General features: G+C 73.2%; 14 protein-coding genes. 8 read left to right on the top strand and 6 right to left on the bottom strand.

Features of this window, described 5'->3' with window-relative positions; translation table 11 throughout:
- Positions 1-125 precede the first annotated feature (125 nt).
- Positions 126-1,151, top strand: a complete 1,026-nt coding sequence (locus ACFRAV_RS08845; protein ID WP_382552859.1) for an ATP-dependent 6-phosphofructokinase — start codon at positions 126-128, stop codon at positions 1,149-1,151.
- Between the two features lie 27 nt (positions 1,152-1,178).
- On the opposite strand, the gene ACFRAV_RS08840 is transcribed toward ACFRAV_RS08845, so the two are convergent.
- A complete protein-coding gene (locus ACFRAV_RS08840) occupies positions 1,179-1,820 on the bottom strand; it encodes a helix-turn-helix domain-containing protein (RefSeq protein WP_382552857.1) in 642 nt (213 codons plus the stop codon).
- Between the two features lie 172 nt (positions 1,821-1,992).
- Here ACFRAV_RS08840 and ACFRAV_RS08835 point away from each other — a divergent pair, with 172 nt between their 5' ends.
- Together ACFRAV_RS08835 and ACFRAV_RS08830 are read left to right on the top strand one after the other, a co-directional pair.
- Positions 1,993-3,426, top strand: coding sequence for a cation:dicarboxylate symporter family transporter (locus tag ACFRAV_RS08835; RefSeq protein ID WP_382552855.1), 1,434 nt, complete (start codon positions 1,993-1,995; stop codon positions 3,424-3,426).
- Between the two features lie 147 nt (positions 3,427-3,573).
- Positions 3,574-5,871, top strand: a complete 2,298-nt coding sequence (locus tag ACFRAV_RS08830) for a HelD family protein (protein ID WP_382552853.1) — start codon at positions 3,574-3,576, stop codon at positions 5,869-5,871.
- A gap of 164 nt (positions 5,872-6,035) precedes the next feature.
- On the opposite strand, the gene ACFRAV_RS08825 is transcribed toward ACFRAV_RS08830, so the two are convergent.
- Entirely contained in the window at positions 6,036-6,602 is a 567-nt protein-coding gene (locus ACFRAV_RS08825; RefSeq protein WP_382552885.1) for a CGNR zinc finger domain-containing protein, read from the bottom strand.
- A 177-nt stretch (positions 6,603-6,779) separates the two neighbouring features.
- On the opposite strand from ACFRAV_RS08825, the gene ACFRAV_RS08820 reads away from it, so the two are divergent.
- The 4 genes from ACFRAV_RS08820 (at position 6,780) to ACFRAV_RS08805 (ending at position 9,728) form a co-directional block, all read left to right on the top strand.
- The gene (locus tag ACFRAV_RS08820) at positions 6,780-7,235 is read left to right on the top strand and encodes a VOC family protein (RefSeq protein WP_382552851.1); all 456 of its coding nucleotides are present in this window, start codon (positions 6,780-6,782) and stop codon (positions 7,233-7,235) included.
- 46 nt (positions 7,236-7,281) lie between these two features.
- Positions 7,282-8,226, top strand: coding sequence for a pyridoxamine 5'-phosphate oxidase family protein (locus ACFRAV_RS08815; protein WP_382552849.1), 945 nt, complete (start codon positions 7,282-7,284; stop codon positions 8,224-8,226).
- Positions 8,227-8,301: 75 nt separating this feature from the next.
- Positions 8,302-8,511 (top strand): ferredoxin, encoded by a 210-nt coding sequence (locus tag ACFRAV_RS08810; RefSeq protein ID WP_382552847.1) that lies wholly within the window; start codon positions 8,302-8,304, stop codon positions 8,509-8,511.
- Positions 8,511-9,728 (top strand): NAD(P)/FAD-dependent oxidoreductase, encoded by a 1,218-nt coding sequence (locus ACFRAV_RS08805; RefSeq protein WP_382552845.1) that lies wholly within the window; start codon positions 8,511-8,513, stop codon positions 9,726-9,728. Before ACFRAV_RS08810 ends, ACFRAV_RS08805 begins: the two co-directional genes overlap by 1 nt.
- A 103-nt stretch (positions 9,729-9,831) precedes the next feature.
- Here ACFRAV_RS08805 and glgB read toward each other — a convergent pair whose 3' ends face one another.
- The 4 genes from glgB to ACFRAV_RS08785 form a co-directional block, all read right to left on the bottom strand.
- Positions 9,832-12,078, bottom strand: coding sequence for a 1,4-alpha-glucan branching enzyme (glgB, locus tag ACFRAV_RS08800; RefSeq protein WP_382552883.1), 2,247 nt, complete (start codon positions 12,076-12,078; stop codon positions 9,832-9,834).
- 517 nt (positions 12,079-12,595) lie between these two features.
- Positions 12,596-13,996: a maltokinase gene (locus ACFRAV_RS08795; protein ID WP_382552843.1), complete on the bottom strand. Its 1,401-nt coding sequence runs from the start codon at positions 13,994-13,996 to the stop codon at positions 12,596-12,598.
- 95 nt (positions 13,997-14,091) lie between these two features.
- Entirely contained in the window at positions 14,092-15,807 is a 1,716-nt protein-coding gene (gene treS / locus ACFRAV_RS08790) for a maltose alpha-D-glucosyltransferase (protein WP_382552841.1), read from the bottom strand.
- A complete protein-coding gene (locus ACFRAV_RS08785) occupies positions 15,804-18,050 on the bottom strand; it encodes a maltotransferase domain-containing protein (protein ID WP_382552881.1) in 2,247 nt (748 codons plus the stop codon). Before ACFRAV_RS08785 ends, treS begins: the two co-directional genes overlap by 4 nt.
- 726 nt (positions 18,051-18,776) lie before the next feature.
- Here ACFRAV_RS08785 and glgP point away from each other — a divergent pair.
- Positions 18,777-21,401: an alpha-glucan family phosphorylase gene (glgP, locus tag ACFRAV_RS08780; RefSeq protein ID WP_382552839.1), complete on the top strand. Its 2,625-nt coding sequence runs from the start codon at positions 18,777-18,779 to the stop codon at positions 21,399-21,401.
- Positions 21,402-21,490 lie beyond the last annotated feature (89 nt).

The raw sequence follows: 21,490 nt of genomic DNA, 5'->3' as shown, positions 1-21,490 counted from the left end.
GGCGAGCAGGACGCGGGCGGGGCGGCGCCCTCCCTGCCGGGCCGTCCGGACCGGGCCGGCGCGCGGGGTCCGGCGGGGCGTGGAACAATCGGGGCCCGACGGAAGAGGCGAGACGCGGGAGCGGCATGCGCATCGGAGTTCTTACCGCCGGCGGCGACTGCCCCGGCCTCAACGCGGTGATCCGTTCCGTGGTGCACCGCGCCATCTCCCAGTACGACGACGAGGTCATCGGTTTCGAGGACGGCTACGAGGGTCTCCTCGACGGGCGGTTCCGATCCCTCGACCTGGACGCGGTCAGCGGCATCCTGGCGCGCGGCGGCACGATACTGGGCTCCTCCCGGCTGCCCCGGGCCCGGCTGCAGGAGGCCTGCCGCGAGGTCCGTGAGACCGCCAACCGGTTCGGCATCGACGTGCTGATCCCGATCGGCGGCGAGGGCACCCTGACGGCCGCCAGCATGCTCGCGGAGGCCGGCATGCCGATCGTCGGCGTGCCGAAGACCATCGACAACGACATCTCCTCCACCGACCGCACCTTCGGCTTCGACACGGCCGTGACGGTCGCGACGGAGGCGATGGACCGGCTGAAGACCACCGCCGAGTCCCACCAGCGGGTGATGGTCGTCGAGGTGATGGGCCGTCACGCGGGCTGGATCGCCCTGGAGTCCGGCATGGCCGCCGGCGCGCACGGCATCTGCCTGCCGGAGCGGCCGTTCGACCCGGCCGACCTGGTCGAGATGGTGCAGGCGCGGTTCGCCCGCGGCAAGAAGTTCGCGGTGATCTGCGTGGCCGAGGGCGCCCACCCGGCCGAGGGCAGCATGGACTACCGCAAGGGCGAGATCGACCAGTACGGCCACGAGCGCTTCCAGGGCATCGGAACCGCCCTGGCCCGCGAGCTCGAGCGGCGGCTGGGCAAGGAGGCCCGCCCGGTCATCCTCGGTCACGTCCAGCGCGGCGGCACGCCCACGGCCTACGACCGGGTCCTGGCGACCCGTTTCGGCTGGCACGCGGTGGAGGCGGCGCACCGCGGAGTCTCCGGCATGATGACCTCGCTGCGCGGCACCGAGGTCGTGATGGTGCCGCTGGCCGAGGCCACGGCCGAGCTGAAGCACGTGCCCAAGAGCCGCATGGAGGAGGCCGAGTCGGTCTTCTGACCTCTCGGTCGCCGGGCGGGCGGACCGTCAGGCGTTCGCCCGGACCGCCTCCCAGAAGTGGTCCACCGCGTGGGAGGCGAACAGCTCCGGATCGGGTGCCGCGGTGTGCTCGGCGCGCAGCCGGCGCAGGGCGATGTCGACCACCCGGCGGTCCAGGGAGGCGGTGCGGGCCACCGCGCGCGCCGGTCCGGCCCCCCGCGAGGTGAATGTCTCGCGCAGGAGCAGTGAGAGTTTCGCGTTGCGTCCGCTGACCGCCACCAGGTCGGACCGGTCCAGCCGGAACAGTCGGCGCAGCTCCTGGGTCGGCCGGTCGGCGCCACGCCAGACGTTCTCCTGCTCCATGCGGAGGTAGGCGAGCACGTCCATGCCGATCGCCGCGGCCACCTCCTCCGGCGTGAGTCCGCGGGCCAGACGGTGCTCGCGCAGGGTGCGCGGCCGGCCCGCGAGGTCGGCGGGGGAGCACCAGAGCATCCCGGCCAGTCCGGCCAACTCGTCCCTGCTGGGCAGCAGTTGGCCTTTCTCCCAGGCGGTGACCAGTTCCGGCGTCACATGGCCCAGGCCGAAGGCGGTGCGCATCCCGTGGGCGATCTCCTCGGGGCCGAGCCCGAGGGCGGTACGGATGCGGTGCGCGGCGGCGGCGTCGAAGGCGGGGGAGGGAGATCTGTGCACGATGCAGACGGTAGGGCGGCACGATTCCGCTCACCACCGCTTGCTCACATCTGATTACTTTACGTGAAAATCTGACGACTCCTGTGCCGTCGGAAAGCCGTCCGGCAGCTGAATGCCATGTGCAAGCATCGTCGGACACTTTTCCCCGACAGAGCTGTCAAGGAGGCCGTCCATGACCGGCGCGACCATCCCGGGTCAGGCGGGACCCGACGTGAAACCCCGGCGGGACCGTACGCATTTCCTCTATCTGGCGGTCGTGGTGGCGGTGGTCCTCGGCATCGTCCTGGGCCTCACGGCTCCCGACGTCGCCAAGGAACTCAAGCCGATAGGCACCGCGTTCGTCGGGCTGATCAAGATGATGATCTCGCCGATCATCTTCTGCACCATCGTGCTCGGCATCGGTTCGGTGCGGAAGGCGGCCAAGGTCGGCAAGGTGGGCGGCCTCGCCATCGGCTACTTCGTGACGATGTCCTTCGTCGCGCTGGCCATCGGCCTGGTCGTCGGCAACGTCATCCACCCGGGCGGCGGCGTGGAGCTCACCGAGGCCGCCAAGGGTGTCGGCCAGGAGCAGGCCGCGGCCGGCAGCGAGACCACGATGACCGACTTCCTGCTGGGCATCATCCCGACCACCCTGGTCTCCGCCTTCACCGAGGGCGTCGTCCTGCAGACCCTGCTGGTCGCCCTGCTGGCCGGCTTCGCGCTGCAGACCATGGGCCGCTCCGGCGAGCCGATCCTGCGCGGCGTCGAGCACATCCAGCGGCTGGTCTTCCGCATCCTCGCCATGATCATGTGGGCGGCCCCGGTGGGCGCCTTCGGCGCCATCGCGGCGGTGGTCGGCGAGACCGGCGTCGACGCCCTGAAGGCGCTGGCGGCCATCATGATCGGCTTCTACCTCACCTGTGCCCTGTTCGTGCTGGTGGTGCTCGGCACGCTGGTCCGGGTCGTCGCCAAGGTCAACCTGTTCAGCCTGCTGAAGTACCTGGGCCGCGAGTTCCTGCTGATCTTCTCGACCTCGTCCTCGGAGTCGGCGCTGCCGCGGCTGATCGCCAAGATGGAGCACCTGGGCGTCAGCCGCCCGGTCGTCGGCATCACCGTGCCGACCGGCTACTCCTTCAACCTCGACGGCACGATGATCTACCTGACCATGGCCTCGCTGTTCATCGCCGAGGCGATGGGCGACCCGATGACGGTCGGCCAGCAGATCACCCTGCTGCTCTTCATGATGGTGGCCTCCAAGGGCGCCGCGGGCGTCACCGGCGCGGGCCTGGCGACGCTGGCGGGCGCCCTCCAGTCGCACAAGCCGGACCTGGTCGACGGCGTCGGCATGATCGTCGGCATCGACCGGTTCATGAGCGAGGCGCGCGCCCTGACCAACTTCGCGGGCAACGCGGTCGCCACGCTGCTGATCGGCACCTGGACCAAGGAGGTCGACAAGGACCGGGTCCAGCGGGTCCTGGCCGGCGAACTGCCCTTCGACGAGCGCACGCTGCTCGACGGGCACGAAGGCCACGACGGCGGGCACGACGGCGGCCACGACGCCTCCGCCGGGACGGCCGGACCGCCCGCCGCCTCCTCCGGCGACGACAAGGCGCTCGCCAGGTCCTGACGCCGTCGCCCGACGTCACGGCGCACGGAAAAACCCCCGGGGAATTGTCTCCGGGGGTTTTCGTCGTCTATCTTTGTTCATTCGCGACTTAATTCGGAAAGTCACGAAAAAGTGCACTGAGCAGAGTATATCCGGGCGGGAGCGGCATTGTCAAACACGGCACATTCACACGACGGCGGGGACGACGAATTCCACGACCTCGAATTGCGGCGCGAGCAGGAATTCGTCGACGGACTCCACGCGCACGTCGAGGCGCTGCGCGCGGACGCGGACCGTGCCGTCCAGGAGGCGCTGGCGCAGGAGGACACCACGCGGCAGGGCCGGCTGGAGCGGGACATCCTGGTCGCCGAGCGGTCCGGGCTGCTCGCCGCCCTGGACGCGGTCGACAGCGCGCTGTGCTTCGGCCGGATCGACCTCACGGGCGGCGCCACCCACCACATCGGCCGCATCGGCATCCGGGCCGACGACGAGGAACGCACCCCGCTGCTGATCGACTGGCGCGCCGAGGTGGCGCGGCCGTTCTACCTGGCGACCGGCCACACCCCGATGGGGCTGCGGCGCCGCCGCCACATCTCCAGCGAGGGCCGCACGGTCACCGCGCTGCACGACGAGATCCTCGACCTCGGTGACACCACCCGCACCGGCCACGAGGACCCCACCGGCGACGCCGTGCTGCTCGCCGCGCTCAACCAGGCCCGCACCGGCCGGATGGGCGACATCGTGCGCACCATCCAGGCCGACCAGGACCGCATCATCCGCGCCCCGCACCAGGGAGTGATGGTGGTCGAGGGCGGGCCGGGCACCGGCAAGACCGCGGTCGCCCTGCACCGCGCCGCCTTCCTGCTCTACGAGCACCGCGAACTGCTGGCGCGGCGCGCCGTGCTGATCGTCGGCCCGAACCCGGCCTTCCTCGGCTACATCGGCGAGGTGCTGCCCTCGCTGGGCGAGACCGGCGTGCTGCTGGCCACCGTGGGCGAGCTGTTCCCCGGCGTCACGGCGACGGCCGCCGACACCCCGGCCGCGGCGGCGGTGAAGGGGCGGGCGGAGATGGCCGAGGTGCTGGAGCGCCTGGTGCGCGACCACGAGCGGCTGCCCGACCCGGTGCTCGCCGTCGAGCACGACCGGCAGGTGGTGATGCTCGACGAGGGCCTGGTGCGGGTCGCCCGCGACCGCGCCCGCTCCACGGGGCTGCCGCACAACCTGGCGCGGGAGTACTTCGAGGGCTACCTGCTGAACACGCTCACCGAACTGGTCGCCGAGCAGATCGGCACCGACCCGTACGACGGGTCCAACCTGCTGGACGACAGCGACGTCTCGGCGATCCGTGACGAACTGGCCGACAACCCGGCCGTGTGGGACGCGATCGACGAGCTGTGGCCGGTGCTCACACCGCGGCAGGTGGTGGCCCGGCTGCTGGCGGAGCCGGACGGCTACCTGCCGCCCGAGGACGCCGAGGCGGTGCGGCGGCCGGTGACCACCGGGTGGACGGTGGCCGACGTGCCGCTCCTCGACGAGGCGGCCGAACTGCTCGGCGAGGACGACCGGGCGGCGCGGGACCGGGCGGCGCGCGAGCAGCGGGCCCGGATCGCCTACGCGCAGGGCGTGCTGGACGTCGCCTACGCCTCGCGCACCTACGAGTTCGAGGACAAGGACGACGAGGACGCGGAGGTGCTCGGCGCGCAGGACATCATCGACGCGGAGCGGTTCGCCGAGCGGCACGAGGAGGCCGACCACCGCAGTGCGGCGGAGCGGGCGGCGGCGGACCGGACCTGGGCGTTCGGGCACATCATCGTGGACGAGGCGCAGGAGCTGTCGCCGATGGTGTGGCGGCTGCTGATGCGGAGGTCCCCGACGCGGGCGATGACGCTGGTGGGCGATCCCGCGCAGACCGCGGAGGCGGCGGGAGTGGGGTCCTGGGAGCGGATCCTCGCCCCCTACGTCGAGGACCGGTGGGAGCACACGCGGCTGTCCGTCAACTACCGGACGCCCGCGGAGGTCATGGAGGTCGCGGCGGCGGTCGTGCGGGCGGGCGACCCCGCGTTCGAACCGCCGCGGTCGGTGCGGGAGACGGGGGTCCGGCCGTTCGCCGTCGCGGCGGGCGGTTCCGGCGAGCTGCCGGGGGCCGTCGCCTCGGTGGTGGGCGACCTCGCCCCCGAGGAGGGGCGGCTCGCGGTGATCGCGCCGCGGGAGCTGCACGGGGAACTCGGCGAGGCGCTCGGGGTTCCGGTCACGGGGGTGCCGGACCTGACCCGGCGGGTCGTGCTGGTGGATCCGCGCGGGGCGAAGGGGCTGGAGTTCGACTCCGTGGTGGTGGTCGAACCGGCCTCCTTCGGCCCGAGCGACCTCTACGTGGCGCTGACCCGTGCGACCCAGCGGCTCGCGGTGGTGCACACGGACGCGCTGCCGGCCTCGCTGGCCAAGTCCGGGGCCCTCGACCGCAAGTGACGCCGTGACGGGGGCGCGGCGGGGGTGAGGAGGAGGTCCGACTCCGGCGGGGACTCGGGCGTGGCTGACGGCTCCGTTCCGGGAGGTCTCCGGAGCCGAGCCGTCGCCGTACCCGGGGCCACCCTGCCGGTGGCCCGTCCGGCCGGTGCGGCCCGTGCGGCCGCTCAGCCCTGCCGGTGGCGGGCGTAGTGGCGCCGCACCTTGGCGCGGTTGCCGCAGCCGGACATCGAACACCAGCGGCGCGTCCCGTTCTTCGAGACGTCGTGGAAGTGCAGCACGCACTCCGGGTTGGCGCACGCCCGGATGCGGTCGGGCCGGTCCGCCAGGAGGCGCAGCCAGTCGGCCGCCGCGGCCCAGGCCGGCAGCCAGGCCGGATCGTCCACCTCGACCGTGGTGCCGGGTCCTTCCGCGCGCAGGACATGGCGCACACAGCCGTGCGCCAGCACCTCGTTGAGGGCGGCCACCGACGCGGGCGACGGGTGCGCGGGGTCGGCGGCCGCCAGGTCCAGCGCGGCCCGGGCGGTCAGAAGGGCCGCACGGGTCGTCCCGTCGGGAGCCACGACCGCTCCGTCGAAGCGGTCCCCCTGCGCGGCCAGCCAGATGTCCGTGCCGGTCAGGTCGTCCAGCAGGTCGTGGAGGCCCTCGTCGTCGATCCAGCGGGTGTTGAGGAGGTCGACGGCGAGCGGTTCCCCGGTCAGCGGCCGGGGGTCCGGCGACGACGCGCCGGCCAGGTCGTCCTCGTTCGTCCCCACGGCCGGCTCCTTCGCGTCTCGGGTCTCTCGGACTCCCGCCGAGCATAACCGGTCATCCGGGCATGACCAGTTGACCCGTCGCTGACTAACCGTTAACTTCACCTTCAGTGGTTACGAGATCGGCTCGGAACCTCGTACGAAGGCGTGTGATCAGGCATGGGGAAGTTCGCGAGCTTGCAGACGGGCCACGTCGCACTGAACGTCACCGACCTGGAGCGGTCCCTCGGGTTCTACCGGGAGCTCTTCGGGTTCGACGTGCTGGAGGAGGGCAAGGACGGAGACCGCCGCTGGGCCCTGCTCGGCCGTGACGGCCGGCTGCTCGTGGCGCTGTGGCAGCAGAGCGAGGGAGGCTTCGCCGCCGACCGCGCGGGCCTGCACCACCTGTCCTTCCAGGTGGAGAGCGTCGAGGAGGTCGAGGAGGCCGAGCAGGCGCTGCGGGCGCTGGGCGCCGAGTTCGCCTACGAGGGTGTCGTCCCGCACGGCGAGGGCGCCGCCTCCGGCGGCATCTTCTTCACCGACCCGGACGGCATCCGGCTCGAGATCTACGCGCCCACCGGCGCCGACCCGTCCGCCGCACCCGTCGCGGGCGCGCCCACCTGCGGATTCTTCTAGACCAGCCGTCGACACGCGGCGGCAGAGCGGCAGAAAGGAAGACGTCGTGTCCGGCTACCACCCCGGCGAACTCGCCGTGCAGGAGCGGGCGGGACTCGCCGCCCAGGCGGCCTTCTCCCTGGGCGGCATCGGCGACACCGTCCCGCCCGTGGCCCGTGCGTTCCTGTCCGAGCAGCCGATGATCGTGCTGGGCGCGGCGGACGAGGGGGGCCGGATGTGGGCGACGCTGCTCACCGGACCCGCGGGGTTCCTCCGGGTCCCCGATCCCCGGACGCTGGTCGTCCGGGCGTCGCCGCCGGAGGACCCGCCGGCCGCCGTCTTCGCGGACGGCCGGACGGCCCGGGTCGGCCTGATCGCCCTCGAACCGGCCACGCGCCGCAGGATGCGGCTCAACGGCCGTGCCCGGCGCGACGGCGACGAGATCCGCGTCGCGTTGGACCAGGTGATCGCCAACTGCCCGAAGTACCTGACGAAACGGGAGCTGGAAGGCCGCGCGGACACCCGGCCACGCGCCGCGGTGACCACGGCCGCGCTCAGCGCGGCGCAACAGGCCGCGATCGCCGCCGCCGACACCTTCTTCGTCGCCACCGCCTCCGGGCGCGGCGACGCGGACGCCTCGCACCGGGGAGGCGACCCCGGCTTCGTCGAGGTGCTGTCGCCCACCCGCCTGCGCTGGCCCGACTACACCGGGAACGCGATGTTCCTGACGCTCGGCAACCTGCACCTCAGGCCGGAGGCAGGACTGCTGTTCCCGGACTGGGAGACCGGTGCGCTGCTCCACCTGACCGGAACCGCCCGCACCGTCTGGGAGGAGGGCGGAGCGGACCGGTACCCGGGCGCCCAGCGGCTGGTGGAGTTCTCCGTGGCCGAGGTGCGGGAGGTGGCCGAAGGCTCACCGCTGCGGTGGTCGAAGCCCCGGTACTCCCGCTTCAACCCGCGGCCCCGCCTCGCCCCCGCGGACTCCCGCCCCGGCCCGTCGGCCGACGGCTGATGCCCGCACCGGACCGTCCCTCCGCCCTGTCCCTGTCCCTCCGCCCCAGCCCTGCTACCGACCGGAGCCGCCGTCATGCGCGTCACCGTGAACACGGACCTGTGCCAGAACCACGGGCAGTGCGTCTTCGCCGCGCCCGAGGTCTTCGCCTTCGACGAGGACGAGACCCTCGTCCACCAGGAGCACCCGGACGAGGCGGAGCGGGGGCGGGCCGAGCGGGCCGCCGCCCTGTGCCCCGTACGCGCGATCACCGTCGCGCCCGCGCCGTCGCCGGTGGCGCCCTGATGCGCGCACCCCGGCGGGTGGTCGTCGTCGGAGCGTCGCTGACCGGGCTGCACGCGGCGCGGACGCTGCGGGCAGCGGGCTGGACGGGCTCGCTGACGATCGTCGGCGCCGAACCTCACCCGCCCTACGACCGCCCTCCGCTCTCCAAGGAGGTACTCGCACGCGAGGAGGAGCCCGAGCTTCCCCGGCTGCCGCTCCCGGCCGACCTGGACGCCCGGTGGCTGCTGGGCCGCCGGGCCGTGGGCCTGGACGTCCGCGAGCGCCGCGTGTCGCTGTCCGACGGCACGGCGCTCGACTACGACGGACTGGTGATCGCCACCGGTGCGCACGCCCGTACCCTGCCGGCCGGCGGCCCCACGCTGCCGGGAGTACTCACCCTGCGCGGCTGGGACGACGCGCTCGCCCTCCGGCGCCGGCTGGAGGCAGGCCGCTCCCTGGTGGTGGTGGGCGGTGGCTTCCTCGGCTGCGAGATCGCGGCGGCGGCCCGGGCCCGTGGCACGGCCGTCACCTTGGTGGAAGCAGCGGAGCAGCCTCTGGCGCGGGCGCTCGGCCGGGTGGCGGGCGCCTTCGTCGCGGGCCTGCAGGAGGAGGCCGGGATCAGCGTGCGCACCGGCACCCGGGTCACCGGGTTCCGCGCGGCCGCCGACGGTTCGCTGTCGGCGGCGGACCTCTCGGACGCCTCCTCGGCTCCCGCGGACACCGCGGTCGTCGCGCTCGGCGGGATTCCGGCGACCGGGTGGCTGGAGGGCTCCGGTCTCCTGCTGGACGGCGGCGTCCGCTGCGACTCCTCCCTGCGCGCCCTGCGCGGCGACGGCTCCCCGGCCGCCGGTGTCGTCGTGGCCGGGGACGTGGCCGAGGTGCGGTACGCCTTGGCCGACGGCGCCCGGACGACGACGGGGCACTGGGCCGACGCCCTGGCGCAGGGCGCCGCCGCCGCGTCGACCCTGCTGCACGGGGAGGCGGCCGGTCCCTACGACACCGTGCCGTCCTTCTGGACCGATCTGCACGGCGTCCGGCTCCGGTCGGTGGGCCTGCCCTCGCTCGCGGACGAGGTGAGGGTCGTCGAGCACGACCCGGCAGGACGACGGCTGGAGATCGCCTACCACCGCCGGGGGAGGCCGGTCGGGGCGCTGACGGCCGGCCGGACATCCCGCCTGGCCGCCTACCGCGCCGAACTGGCCGCCGTCGCGCGGCAGGTGGGAACCCCGGTGGGATGACCGGACGCACGACGGAACGCCTGGGACAGCGCCGGGCCGGGTGCCCGCACCGTACGGAGTGCGGGCACCCGGCCCGGCCGCGCTCGGCCCGTCCCTGCCGCGCTCACGCCGGGGCGAGCCACACGGTCGACAGCGGGGGCAGGGTGAGGCGGAGGCTCGCGGGGAGGCCGTGCCAGGGCTGCGGCTCCGGCTTCACGGGGGCGGCGTCGCCGGTGGGGGAGAGGCCGGAGCCGCCGTAGCGCGCCGCGTCCGTGCAGAGGACCTCCGTCCACGCGGGGACGTCGTCGGGGACCCCCACCCGGAAGCCCTCCCGCACCACGGGGGAGAAGTTGCACACCGCCAGCAGCGGCGACCCCTCCGCGTCGTACCGCAGGAACGCCAGCACGTTGTCCCCCGCGCCGTCCGGCAGCACCCACCGGAACCCGTCCGGGGAGACGTCCCGCTGCCACAGCGCCGGCGTCCGCCGGTACACGGCGTTGAGGTCGCCGACCAGGTCCCGCACCCCGCGGTGGTCGGCCGCCGCCCCGTAGGACGGGTCGAGCAGCCACCAGTCCGGGCCGTGCGCCTCCGACCACTCCGCGCCCTGCGCGAACTCCTGTCCCATGAACAGCAGCTGCTTGCCGGGGTGGGCCCACATGAAGCCCAGGTACGCCCGCAGGTCGGCCCGCTGCCGCCACCAGTCGCCCGGCATCTTGGACACCAGGGACCGCTTGCCGTGCACCACCTCGTCGTGCGAGATCGGCAGTACGTAGTTCTCGCTGTACGCGTACACCATCGAGAAGGTGATCCGGTCGTGGTGGTACGCCCGGTGCACGGGGTCGCGCTCCATGTACTCCAGCGAGTCGTGCATCCAGCCCATGTTCCACTTCAGGCCGAAGCCGAGCCCGCCGAAGCCGGACGGGCCGACGTGGTGGGTGGCGCGGGTGACGCCGTCCCAGGCGGTGGACTCCTCGGCGATGGTCACCACCCCCGGGACCCGGCGGTAGACGGTGGCGTTCATCTCCTGCAGGAAGGCCACCGCGTCCAGGTTCTCCCGGCCGCCGTGCTCGTTGGGCGTCCACTGCCCGTCCTCGCGGCTGTAGTCGAGGTAGAGCATCGAGGCGACGGCGTCCACCCGCAGGCCGTCGATGTGGAACTCCTCGCACCAGTAGACGGCGTTGGCGACCAGGAAGTTGCGCACCTCGCGCCGCCCCAGGTCGAACTCCAGCGTCCCCCAGTCGGGGTGGGCGGCCCGCTGCGGGTCCGGGTGCTCGTACAGGGGGCGGCCGTCGAACTCCGCCAGCGCCCAGGCGTCGCGCGGGAAGTGCGCGGGCACCCAGTCCATGATCACGCCGATGCCGGCCCGGTGCAGGCTGTCGACCAGGTACTTGAAGTCGTCCGGGGTGCCCATCCGGGCCGTGGGGGCGTAGAAGCCGGTGACCTGATAGCCCCAGGAGCCGCCGAACGGGTGCTCGGCGACCGGCATCAGCTCGACGTGCGTGAAGCCGAGCTCCGCGACGTAGGCGGGAAGCTGCTCGGCGAGCTGCCGGTAGCCGAGGCCTGGCCGCCAGGACGGCAGGTGCACCTCGTAGACGGACAACGGCGCCTCGTGGGCGGGAACCGCGCCGCGCCGCTCCAGCCACTCCTCGTCGCCCCACGCGTAGTCCGAGGAGGTGATCACGGAGGCGGTCGCGGGCGGGCACTCGGTGCGGCGGGCCATCGGGTCGGCGCGCAGGGTGCGGCTGCCGTCGGGGCGGGTGATCTCGAACTTGTAGAGCTCGCCCTCGCCGACCGCGGGGACGAACAGCTCCCAGACGCCCGTGGCGCCCAGCGAGCGCATCGGGAAGCCGGTGCCGTCCCAGTAGGCGAAGGTGCCGGTCACCCGTACGCCGCGGGCGTTGGGCGCCCAGACGGTGAAACGGGTGCCGGTGACGCCCTGGTGGACCATGGGCTCCGCGCCGAGGGCCTTCCACAGCTCCTCGTGGCGGCCCTCGCCGATCAGGTGGAGGTCCAGATCGCCGAGGGAGGGCAGGAAGCGGTAGGCGTCCTCGGTCTCGTGCGTGCCGCTCTCGTAGCCGACCAGCAGCCGGTAGGCGGGCACCCCCTGGTCGTCGGGGAGCCGGTCGTGGGCGAGCGGGAGGCGGCCGGAGAAGAAGCCGTCGCCGTCGTCGTGGAGGTCGGCACGCAGCCCTTCGGCGACCACGGTGACCGAGCGGGCGTGCGGGCGCAGGGCGCGGACCACCGTGCCGCCGTCGGCCGGGTGGGCGCCGAGCACGCCGTGCGGGTCGTGGTGGGTGCCGGCCAGCAGCCGCTCGCGGTCCTCGGGCGGACACGGAGCGGGGACCACCTCCAGCGGCGCGGGGCGCGGCACGGCGGCGGGCGGCCCGTCGGGCCGGTCGTCGACGGGGCCGCGCTGCTGCGGTGGCCTGGCGGCCGGCGTCCTGCGGACGGCGGCCGCCCGCTCCCGGCCGGAGGTCGGACGGGTGGACGGTTGGCTGGGGTTCACCACAGGGGGCCTCCTCGGGGGGAACACACGACGGTCCGACGCGTGAGGCGGTACAGGATCAGGCCGTACGGGACCAGACGGAACGTGGCCGGGCGGGACGGGATCAGACGGAACGTGGCCGGGCGGGACGGGATCAGGCGGATCGTGGTCAGGCGGGACGGGATCAGACGGAACGTGGCCGGGCGGGATGGGATCAGACGGAACGTGGCCGGGCGGGACGGGATCAGACGGAACGTGGCCGGACGGTACGGGCCAGGCGGATCGTGGCCAGGCGGGACGGAGCCGGACGGTACGTGGCCGGACGGCACGGGGCCAGGCCGGTACGGGATCAGGGCGGCGCGGGATCAGGGCGGCGCGGGCCCGGCGGGCCGCGGCCGGGGGCTCACGGGACCGCTCCGGCGGCCCCGGCGGCCAGGCGCTGTATCGCGGCCAGCGGCACCCGCAGCCAGTCTGGCCGGTGCCGGGCCTCGTAGACCACCTCGTAGACGGCCTTCTCGGTCTCGCAGGCCCGCAGCATCACCGGGTCGGTGCGCGGGTCGTGGCCGGACGCCTCGGCGTACCCGGTGCAGAACGCGGACCGGCAGGCGTCCGCCCAGCCCGGCGGCCAGGGGCTCCCGGAGTGCGCCGCGTAGTCGAAGGACCGGAGCATCCCGGCGACGTCCCGCACCGCGGGCTGCTCCAGGCGCCGCTCGGCCAGCGGTCGCGACGGCTCGCCCTCGAAGTCGATCAGCGACCACTCGCCGTCCGGGGTCCGCAGGCACTGGCCCAGGTGCAGGTCGCCGTGGATCCGCTGGGCGGTCCAGGTGCGCCCCTCCGAGGCCAGGTCGGCCAGCGCGGTATAGGCGGAACGCAGACCGTCCGCGTACGGGAGCAGCGCGGGCACCGCGTGGACCGCGGCGTCCAGCCGGTCGCACATCCCCTCGACCATCTGCGCGAGCTGGGCCCGGCCCAGGGTGACGGTGGGCAGGGCGCGGGCCAGCGAGAGGTGCACCTCGGCGGTGGCGCGGCCCAGGGCACGGGCCTCGCCGGTGAAGTCCCGGTCCTCGGCCAGCCGGGCCAGCGCCAGCTGCCAGCCGTCGTCGGCGCCGCGCAGGAAGGGCTGCAGGACCGCCAGCACGTACGGCTCCGACTCGCCCGGCAGATGGGCGGTCAACCAGCCGGCCGGCGCGGGCACCCGGGCGCACCCCTCGCGGGCCAGCGCCAGCGGGAGCTCCAGGTCCGGATTGACGCCGGGGGTGACCCGGCGCAGCAGCTTGAGGATCAACGATTCGCCATAGATTACCGAGGAGTTGGACTGCTCCGAGGTGACCAGCCGCGGCGCGGCGTCCAGAGGTAACGGTTGCTCACCCTCGCGTTCGAAGCACAACCCACCGACCCGGGCACGGCTGCGCAGCGCCTCCAGCAGCAGCCCGGTGGCGCGCGGGTCGTGCAGCGCGTCGTAGACCGTGGTCCCGGCGAACGGGCCGTGGTGCAGGTGCCCGATCAGCGCAGGGGCCAGGTGGGGCGGCAGGGTGCGGCGGACGCCGAGGAGCAACTGGTAGCAGTCGCCGGGATGTCGTCCCGCGCGGACCAGCAGGTGCAGCAGCCCGGGCTGGTTGCCGGTGGCGGGCAGCGGCAGCAGCTCGGTCTCGGCCACCACGGTCAGGTGGGAGAGCGCGTTGCCCTTCCCGGCGAACCAGCGGCGGCGGGGCAGCCACTCGAGCAGCAGCGGCTCCAGCGAGACCGAGAGGTCCTGCGCGGGCAGGGTGGAGCGGGCGGGGGCGTACGGCGAGGCTTCCGACATGGCGGCGCGTCCTTTCCCCTTCGGGACGGGGGAGCGGGTGTTTTCGCGTGCCCGTCGCGAGGCGGCCGAAACCGCCTCGCGACGGAACTGGCCGGTTACGCCGGGCCCTTGTCGGCCGGGTCCTCACGGAGCCGGAACCAGTAGAAGCCGTGGCCCGCCAGGGTCAGCAGGTACGGCAGGTCGCCGATGGCCGGGAAGCGGACCCCGCCGATGAGCTCCACCGGGTGCAGGCCGGTGAACTCCCGCAGGTCCAGCTCGGTGGGCTGGGCGAAGCGGGAGAAGTTGTGCACGCACAGCACCGTGTCGTCCTCGTACTCGCGCAGGAACGCGAGCACCGCCGGGTTGGACGACGGGAGTTCGGTGTACGCGCCCAGCCCGAAGGCCGGGTTCTGCTTGCGGATCTCGATCATCCGGCGGGTCCAGTGCAGCAGCGACGACGGCGACGCCATGGACGCCTCGACGTTGGCGACCTGGTAGCCGAAGACCGGGTCCATGATGGTCGGCAGGTAGAGCCGGCCGGGGTCGCAGGAGGAGAACCCGGCGTTGCGGTCCGGCGTCCACTGCATGGGGGTGCGCACCCCGTCGCGGTCGCCGAGCCAGATGTTGTCGCCCATCCCGATCTCGTCGCCGTAGTAGAGCACCGGCGATCCCGGCAGCGAGAGGAGCAGGGCGGTGAACAGTTCGATCTGGTTGCGGTCGTTGTCGAGGAGGGGCGCGAGACGGCGGCGGATGCCGATGTTGGCCCGCATCCGCGGGTCCTTGGCGTACTCCGCGTACATGTAGTCGCGTTCCTCGTCGGTGACCATCTCCAGGGTCAGCTCGTCGTGGTTGCGCAGGAAGATCCCCCACTGGCAGTTCTGGGGGATCGCCGGCGTCTTCGCGAGGACCTCGGACACCGGGTAGCGCGACTCGCGGCGCACCGCCATGAAGATGCGGGGCATGACCGGGAAGTGGAACGCCATGTGGCACTCGTCGCCGCCGGAGGCGAAGTCGCCGAAGTAGTCGACGACGTCCTCCGGCCACTGGTTGGCCTCCGCCAGCAGCACGGTGTCCGGGTAGTGCGCGTCGATCTCCTTGCGCACCCGCTTCAGGAACTGGTGCGTGGCCGGCAGGTTCTCGCAGTTGGTCCCCTCCCGCTGGTACAGGTAGGGCACCGCGTCGAGCCGGAACCCGTCGATGCCCAGGTCCAGCCAGAACCGCAGCGCGGAGATGATCTCCTCCTGCACCGCCGGGTTCTCGTAGTTGAGGTCCGGCTGGTGGGAGAAGAACCGGTGCCAGTAGTACTGCTTGCGGACCGGGTCGAAGGTCCAGTTGGACGTCTCGGTGTCGACGAAGATGATCCGGGCGTCCTGGTACTGCTTGTCGTCGTCGGCCCAGACGTAGTAGTCGCCGTACGGGCCGTCGGGGTCCTTGCGGGACTCCTGGAACCACGGGTGCTGGTCGCTGGTGTGGTTCATGACGAAGTCGATGATCACGCGCATGCCGCGCTGGTGCGCGGCGTCGACGAACTCCACGAAGTCGGCCAGGTCGCCGAACTCCGGGAGCACCGACGTGTAGTCGGAGACGTCGTAACCACCGTCGCGCAGCGGCGACTTGAAGAACGGCGGGAGCCAGAGGCAGTCCACGCCGAGCCACTGCAGGTAGTCGAGTTTGGCGGTGATGCCCTTGAGGTCGCCGACGCCGTCGCCGTTGGAGTCCTGGAAGGAGCGGACCAGGACCTCGTAGAAGACGGCGCGCTTGAACCAGTCGGGATCCCGGTCGCGGGCGGGGGTGTCCTCGAACTTGTCCGGGACGGGCTCGTTGACGATCATGTGGTGGGTGACCCTCCGATCTGCGGTGAGGACGGTCGCAGGGCCCCGCCGCCACCGGCGCCGACGGTCAGCACATGTGCTCCCCCGGGTCCGAGGCGTACATAGGCGTCCCTGCCCCAGTGATAGGTCTCGCCGGTGAGCTCGTCGCGCACCGGTACCGACTCGTGCCAGTCCAGGCCGAGTTGCGGCATGTCCAACGACACCGTGGCCTCCTGGGTGTGGTGCGGGTCCAGGTTGGCCACCACCAGAACCGTGTTCGAGCCGTGCCGCTTGGAGTAGACGATCACTTCGTCCTTGTCGGCGTGATGGAAGCGCAGGTTGCGCAGGTGGCGCAGGGCGGGGCTGCCGCGGCGGATCTCGTTCAGCCGGGCCAGCAGGGGGGCGATGGTGCGTCCCTCCCGCTCGGCGGCCTCCCAGTCACGGGGGCGCAGCTGGTACTTCTCCGAGTCCAGGTACTCCTCGCTGCCCTCGCGCACCGGGGTGTTCTCGCAGAGCTCGTAGCCCGCGTAGACGCCCCAGGCGGGGGAGAGGGTGGCCGCCAGGACCGCGCGGACCTCGAAGGCGGGCCGGCCGCCCTGCTGGAGGTAGGCGTGCAGGATGTCGGGGGTGTTCACGAACAGGTTCGGACGCAGGTACGGCGCCGTCTCCCCGCTCAGCTCCGAGAGGTAGTCGGTGAGCTCCTCCTTGGTGTTGCGCCAGGTGAAGTACGTGTACGACTGCTGGAAACCGGTCTGGGCGAGGGCGCGCATCATCGCGGGGCGGGTGAAGGCCTCGGCCAGGAAGACGACGTCGGGGTCGGCGGCGTTGATCTCGCCGATGACCTTCTCCCAGAAGACGACCGGCTTGGTGTGCGGGTTGTCGACGCGGAAGATCCGCACCCCGTGGTCCATCCAGAACCGCAGGACGCGCACGGTCTCCTCGACCAGGCCCGGCATGTCCTGGTCGAAGGCGATCGGGTAGATGTCCTGGTACTTCTTCGGCGGGTTCTCCGCGTACGCGATCGACCCGTCCGGGCGGTGGTGGAACCACTGCGGGTGCTTCTCGACCCACGGGTGGTCCGGGGAGCACTGCAGCGCGAAGTCCAGCGCGATCTCCAGCCCCAGTTCGGAGGCCCTCGCGACGAAGGCGTCGAAGTCCTCGATCGTCCCCAGGTCCGGGTGGACCGCGTCGTGCCCGCCCTCCTGCGAGCCGATCGCCCACGGCACGCCGACGTCCCACTCGTGCGCGGAGAGGGTGTTGTTGGGGCCCTTGCGGTGGGTGCGGCCGATGGGATGGATCGGCGGGAGGTAGACGACGTCGAAGCCCATCGCCGCGACGGCCGGCAGCCGCTCCGCGGCGGTGCGGAAGGTGCCGCTGACCGGCGGCCCGTCCTGCGGCACCACGGCGCCCTCGGAACGTGGGAAGAACTCGTACCAGGAGCCGTACAGCGCCCGCTCCCGCTCCACCAGCAGCGGCAGCGGGTCGGAGGCGGTGACCAGTTCACGCAGCGGGTGGCCGTCCAGGGCGGCGGTCACCTCGGGGGCCAGGGCGGCCGCCAGGCGGGAGGCCACCGGGCGTTCCTCGTCGCGCAGGGCGTCCACCGCGGCCAGCACGGCCCGGCGGGCCGTGCCCTCGGGGACGCCCTCGGCGGCCCGCTCGTGGAGGCGCGCGCCCTCCTCCAGCACCAGGTGGGTGTCGATGCCGGCCGGGATCTTGATGCGGGCGGCGTGCCGCCAGGTGCCCACCGGGTCGCTCCACGTCTCGACGAGGAAGCTCCAGCGGCCGGTGCGGTCGGGGGTGACGGCGGCGGCCCACAGGTCGGTGCCGGGGGCGACCTCGCGCATCGGCGTCCACGGGCCGGGTGTGCCGTCCGGGTCGATCAGCACCACGTTGGCCGCGACGGCGTCGTGCCCCTCGCGGAAGACGGTGGCGGTGACCTCGAAGCTCTCGCCGGCCACCGCCTTGGCGGGACGCCGTCCGTCGGCCACGCGGGGACGGACGTCCTCCACGGGTATGCGCCCCACGGTCGCCGCGGGGGCGAGGGGGCGCGGGGACCGGGCGGGGGTCCTGCGGGAGGGGGGTGTCTTCTCCGGCGCCGGGGCGGTCCCCGCGGGCGCGGTGTCCGCGGCCGGGGCCTTGGCGGTGTCCTTCGCGGGGCCCTTGGCCGCCGGGGGCTTCTTCGAGGACCTGCCCGGCGCCTTGCCGGTCGCCTTGCCGGGCGTCCTGCCCTGGGCCTTGGCGGGGGCCTTCCGCGAGCCCTTCATGTCCTTGCCGTCCTTGCCGCTGCTGCTGTCCTTGCTGTTCATCGGGTTCCGGGTCGTGTCGGAGGGTTCGTCCTCACCGGGATGGGCGGCGGCCCGGCCCTCCGCCGTGCCGTCCCCGGTGGGGCCGTGCTGCGGGGCGGGATCCTCCGGTGGGGTCGCGCCCTGGGCGCGCGCGGGCGGGGTGTGCGCGGGGGCGGCGCCGTCGGACGCCGGGGCGTCGCGCGGTGGCTGCGGCCGGGGACGGGTTGCGGCGTCCGGCTCCTGCGGACGGGCCGTCGGACGAGATGTGGCGGGCATGACCACTCCTCCGCGTCAACGTGGGTGGGCGGATGGGGAGATGCTGATCGGGTGGTGCGGGAGGAAGGCGAGGGTGGTTCCCGCGAGAGCCACCGAACGGGGGGTACCGGGGGAGCCTTCCCACCCTCTTCGGGTGAGCAATCCGGCGCTTTGTTAACTACTCATGCGTATCCGGGAGCACAAGACCGGTCTCGTACCCGATCGCTACGATCCGGACTTGTACATCCATCGACGTATTCCCCCCTGAGCGGCGGGTATTTCACCCGGCCGCGCCGCGTGTCGTGCGCCGTATGCCCCGGCGGCACGCCGGTGAACCCGCGCGCCGTGGTTGATCCGTCCGTACGCGGATACCGTCAGGGGTGACGACGGGGACGCATTCGTGCGGATGTGTCCCCCATTTTTTTCCGCACGCCCAGCCGAGGTGGAAACGTGAAGGCGATCCGTCGATTCACCGTCCGTCCCGTCCTCCCCCAACCCCTGCGGCCACTCAGCGATCTGGCGCGAAATCTGCGCTGGTCCTGGCACGCCGGGACCCGGGACCTCTTCCGGTCCGTGGACCCCGAACGCTGGGCGGCCTGCGGCGACGATCCGGTGCGATTGCTGGGCAGCGTCCCGCCCGCCCGGCTCGCCGAGCTGGCCCAGGACGGAGAGTTCCTGGCCCGGTTGTCCGCGGCCGCCGAGAACCTGGCCGAGTACACCGGCGGGCCCCGCTGGTACCAGGAGCAGTCCGGCTCACTGCCCGCGGCGGTGGCCTACTTCTCACCGGAGTTCGGCATCACCGCGGCCCTGCCGCAGTACTCCGGCGGCCTGGGCATCCTGGCCGGTGACCACCTCAAGGCCGCCAGCGACCTGGGCGTCCCGCTGATCGGCGTGGGACTCCTCTACCGGCACGGCTACTTCCGGCAGTCGCTCTCCCGCGACGGCTGGCAGCAGGAGCACTACCCGGTCCTCGACCCGCACGAGCTGCCGCTCACCCCGCTCGCCCGGCCCGACGGCTCCACCGCCCACGTCTCGCTCGCCCTGCCCGGCGGCACGTCGCTGCGGGCCCGGATCTGGGTCGCCCAGGTCGGCCGGGTGCCGCTGCTGCTGCTCGACTCCGACGTCGAGGACAACGGCGCCGGCGAACGGGGCGTCACCGACCGTCTGTACGGCGGCGGCAGCGAGCACCGGCTGCTGCAGGAGATGCTCCTGGGCATAGGAGGTGTCCGGGCGGTGCGCGCGTACTGCGAGCTCACAGGCCACCCCGCACCCGAGGTGTTCCACACCAACGAGGGCCACGCCGGCTTCCTCGGCCTGGAGCGCATCCACGAACTGGTGACCGACGGACTGGACTTCGACTCCGCGCTGGAGTCGGTGCGGGCCGGCACGGTCTTCACCACGCACACCCCCGTCCCGGCCGGCATCGACCGCTTCGACCGCAACCTGGTCGCCCGGCAGTTCGGGCAGGACGCCGAGCTGCCCCGCGTCGACGTCGACCGGGTGCTGCGGCTCGGCGCGGAGACCTACCCGGGCGGCGACCCGGGCGTCTTCAACATGGCGGTGATGGGCCTGCGCCTGGCCCAGCGGGCCAACGGCGTCTCCCTGCTGCACGGCAAGGTCAGCCGCGAGATGTTCGCCGGACTCTGGCCGGGATTCGACCCCGAGGAGGTCCCGATCACCTCCGTCACCAACGGCGTCCACGCGCCGACCTGGGTGGCGCCCGAGGTGCTCAGGATGGGCGCCCGCGGTGTCGGGGAGCGGCGCGCCGAGGAGGCGCTGAGCGTCGGCGGCTCCGAGCGGTGGGACGCCGTCACGGACGTCTTGGACGACGAGATCTGGCAGCTGCGCCGTTCGCTGCGCGCCCAGTTGGTCGACGAGGTGCGGCGGCGGCTGCGCGACTCGTGGCGCCAGCGCGGCGCGGGCGACGCCGAGCTCGGCTGGATCGACGGCGTCCTCGACCCGGACGTGCTGACCATCGGCTTCGCCCGCCGGGTGCCCTCGTACAAGCGGCTCACCCTGATGCTGCGCGACCACGACCGGCTGCGCTCGCTGCTGCTCCACCCGGAGCGGCCGGTGCAGCTGGTGGTCGCGGGCAAGGCCCACCCGGCCGACGAGAGCGGCAAGCGGCTGATCCAGGAGCTGGTGCGGTTCGCCGACGACCCGCGGGTGCGGCACCGGATCGTCTTCCTGCCCGACTACGGCATGGGCATGGCGCAGAAGCTCTACCCGGGCTGCGACATCTGGCTGAACAACCCGCTGCGGCCGCTGGAGGCGTGCGGCACCAGCGGCATGAAGGCCGCGCTGAACGGCTGCCTCAACCTGTCGGTGCTCGACGGCTGGTGGGACGAGTGGTACCAGAGCGACTTCGGGTGGGCGATCCCCACCGCGGACGGGACCGGCACCGGGCCGGAGCGGCGCGACGACCTGGAGGCCGCGGCCCTCTACGACCTGCTGGAGCGCCGGGTCACCCCGCGGTTCTACGAGAAGGGCGGATCGAGCGGCCTGCCCGACCGCTGGATCGAGATGGTCCGCCGCACCCTCACCCACCTGGGGCCCAAGGTGCTGGCGGGCCGGATGGTGCGGGAGTACGTGGAGCGGCTCTACGCCCCGGCCGCCCGCTCCCACCGGGCGATGGACGCGGACGCGGCCCGCGAGCTCGGCGAGTGGAAGGCGCGGGTGCGCGGCGGCTGGTCCGGCGTGCGGGTCGGCCACGTGGAGACCTCCTCCGCGACGGCCACCGCCGAGCTTGGCGCCACGCTCACCCTGCGGGTCAGGGTCGGGCTCGGCCGGCTCGCCCCGGAGGACGTCGAGGTGCAGGCCGCGGCGGGCCGGGTCGACGCCGAGGACCGGCTCACCGCCCCGACCACGGTCCCGCTCAAGCCGGCGTCCAACGGGCCCGACACGGAGGGGAACTGGGTCTACGAGGGCCCGCTGACCCTGGACCGCACGGGACCGTTCGGCTACACGGTGCGGGTGCTGCCCGCCCATCGGCTGCTCGCCTCGGGTGCGGAGCTGGGGCTGGTCGCACTGCCCGCCGAGGAAATGGTGGAGGCGGCCGGGGTGCTCATGCGCTGACGGGTCCCCGCGCGGCGCCCGGCGGGCGCCGCGCGGCCCCGCGGGACCAGAGCCGGCGGGTCGGCGCCCCGCCCCCCCGTCGCGCCCGC

It is taken from the genome of Streptomyces sp. NPDC056600, assembly GCF_042792855.1.
In the GTDB taxonomy this organism is placed as follows: Bacteria; Actinomycetota; Actinomycetes; order Streptomycetales; family Streptomycetaceae; genus Streptomyces.
The sequence above is the reverse complement of the archived record's forward strand: the minus strand, read 5'-3'. Positions and strand labels throughout refer to the sequence as shown.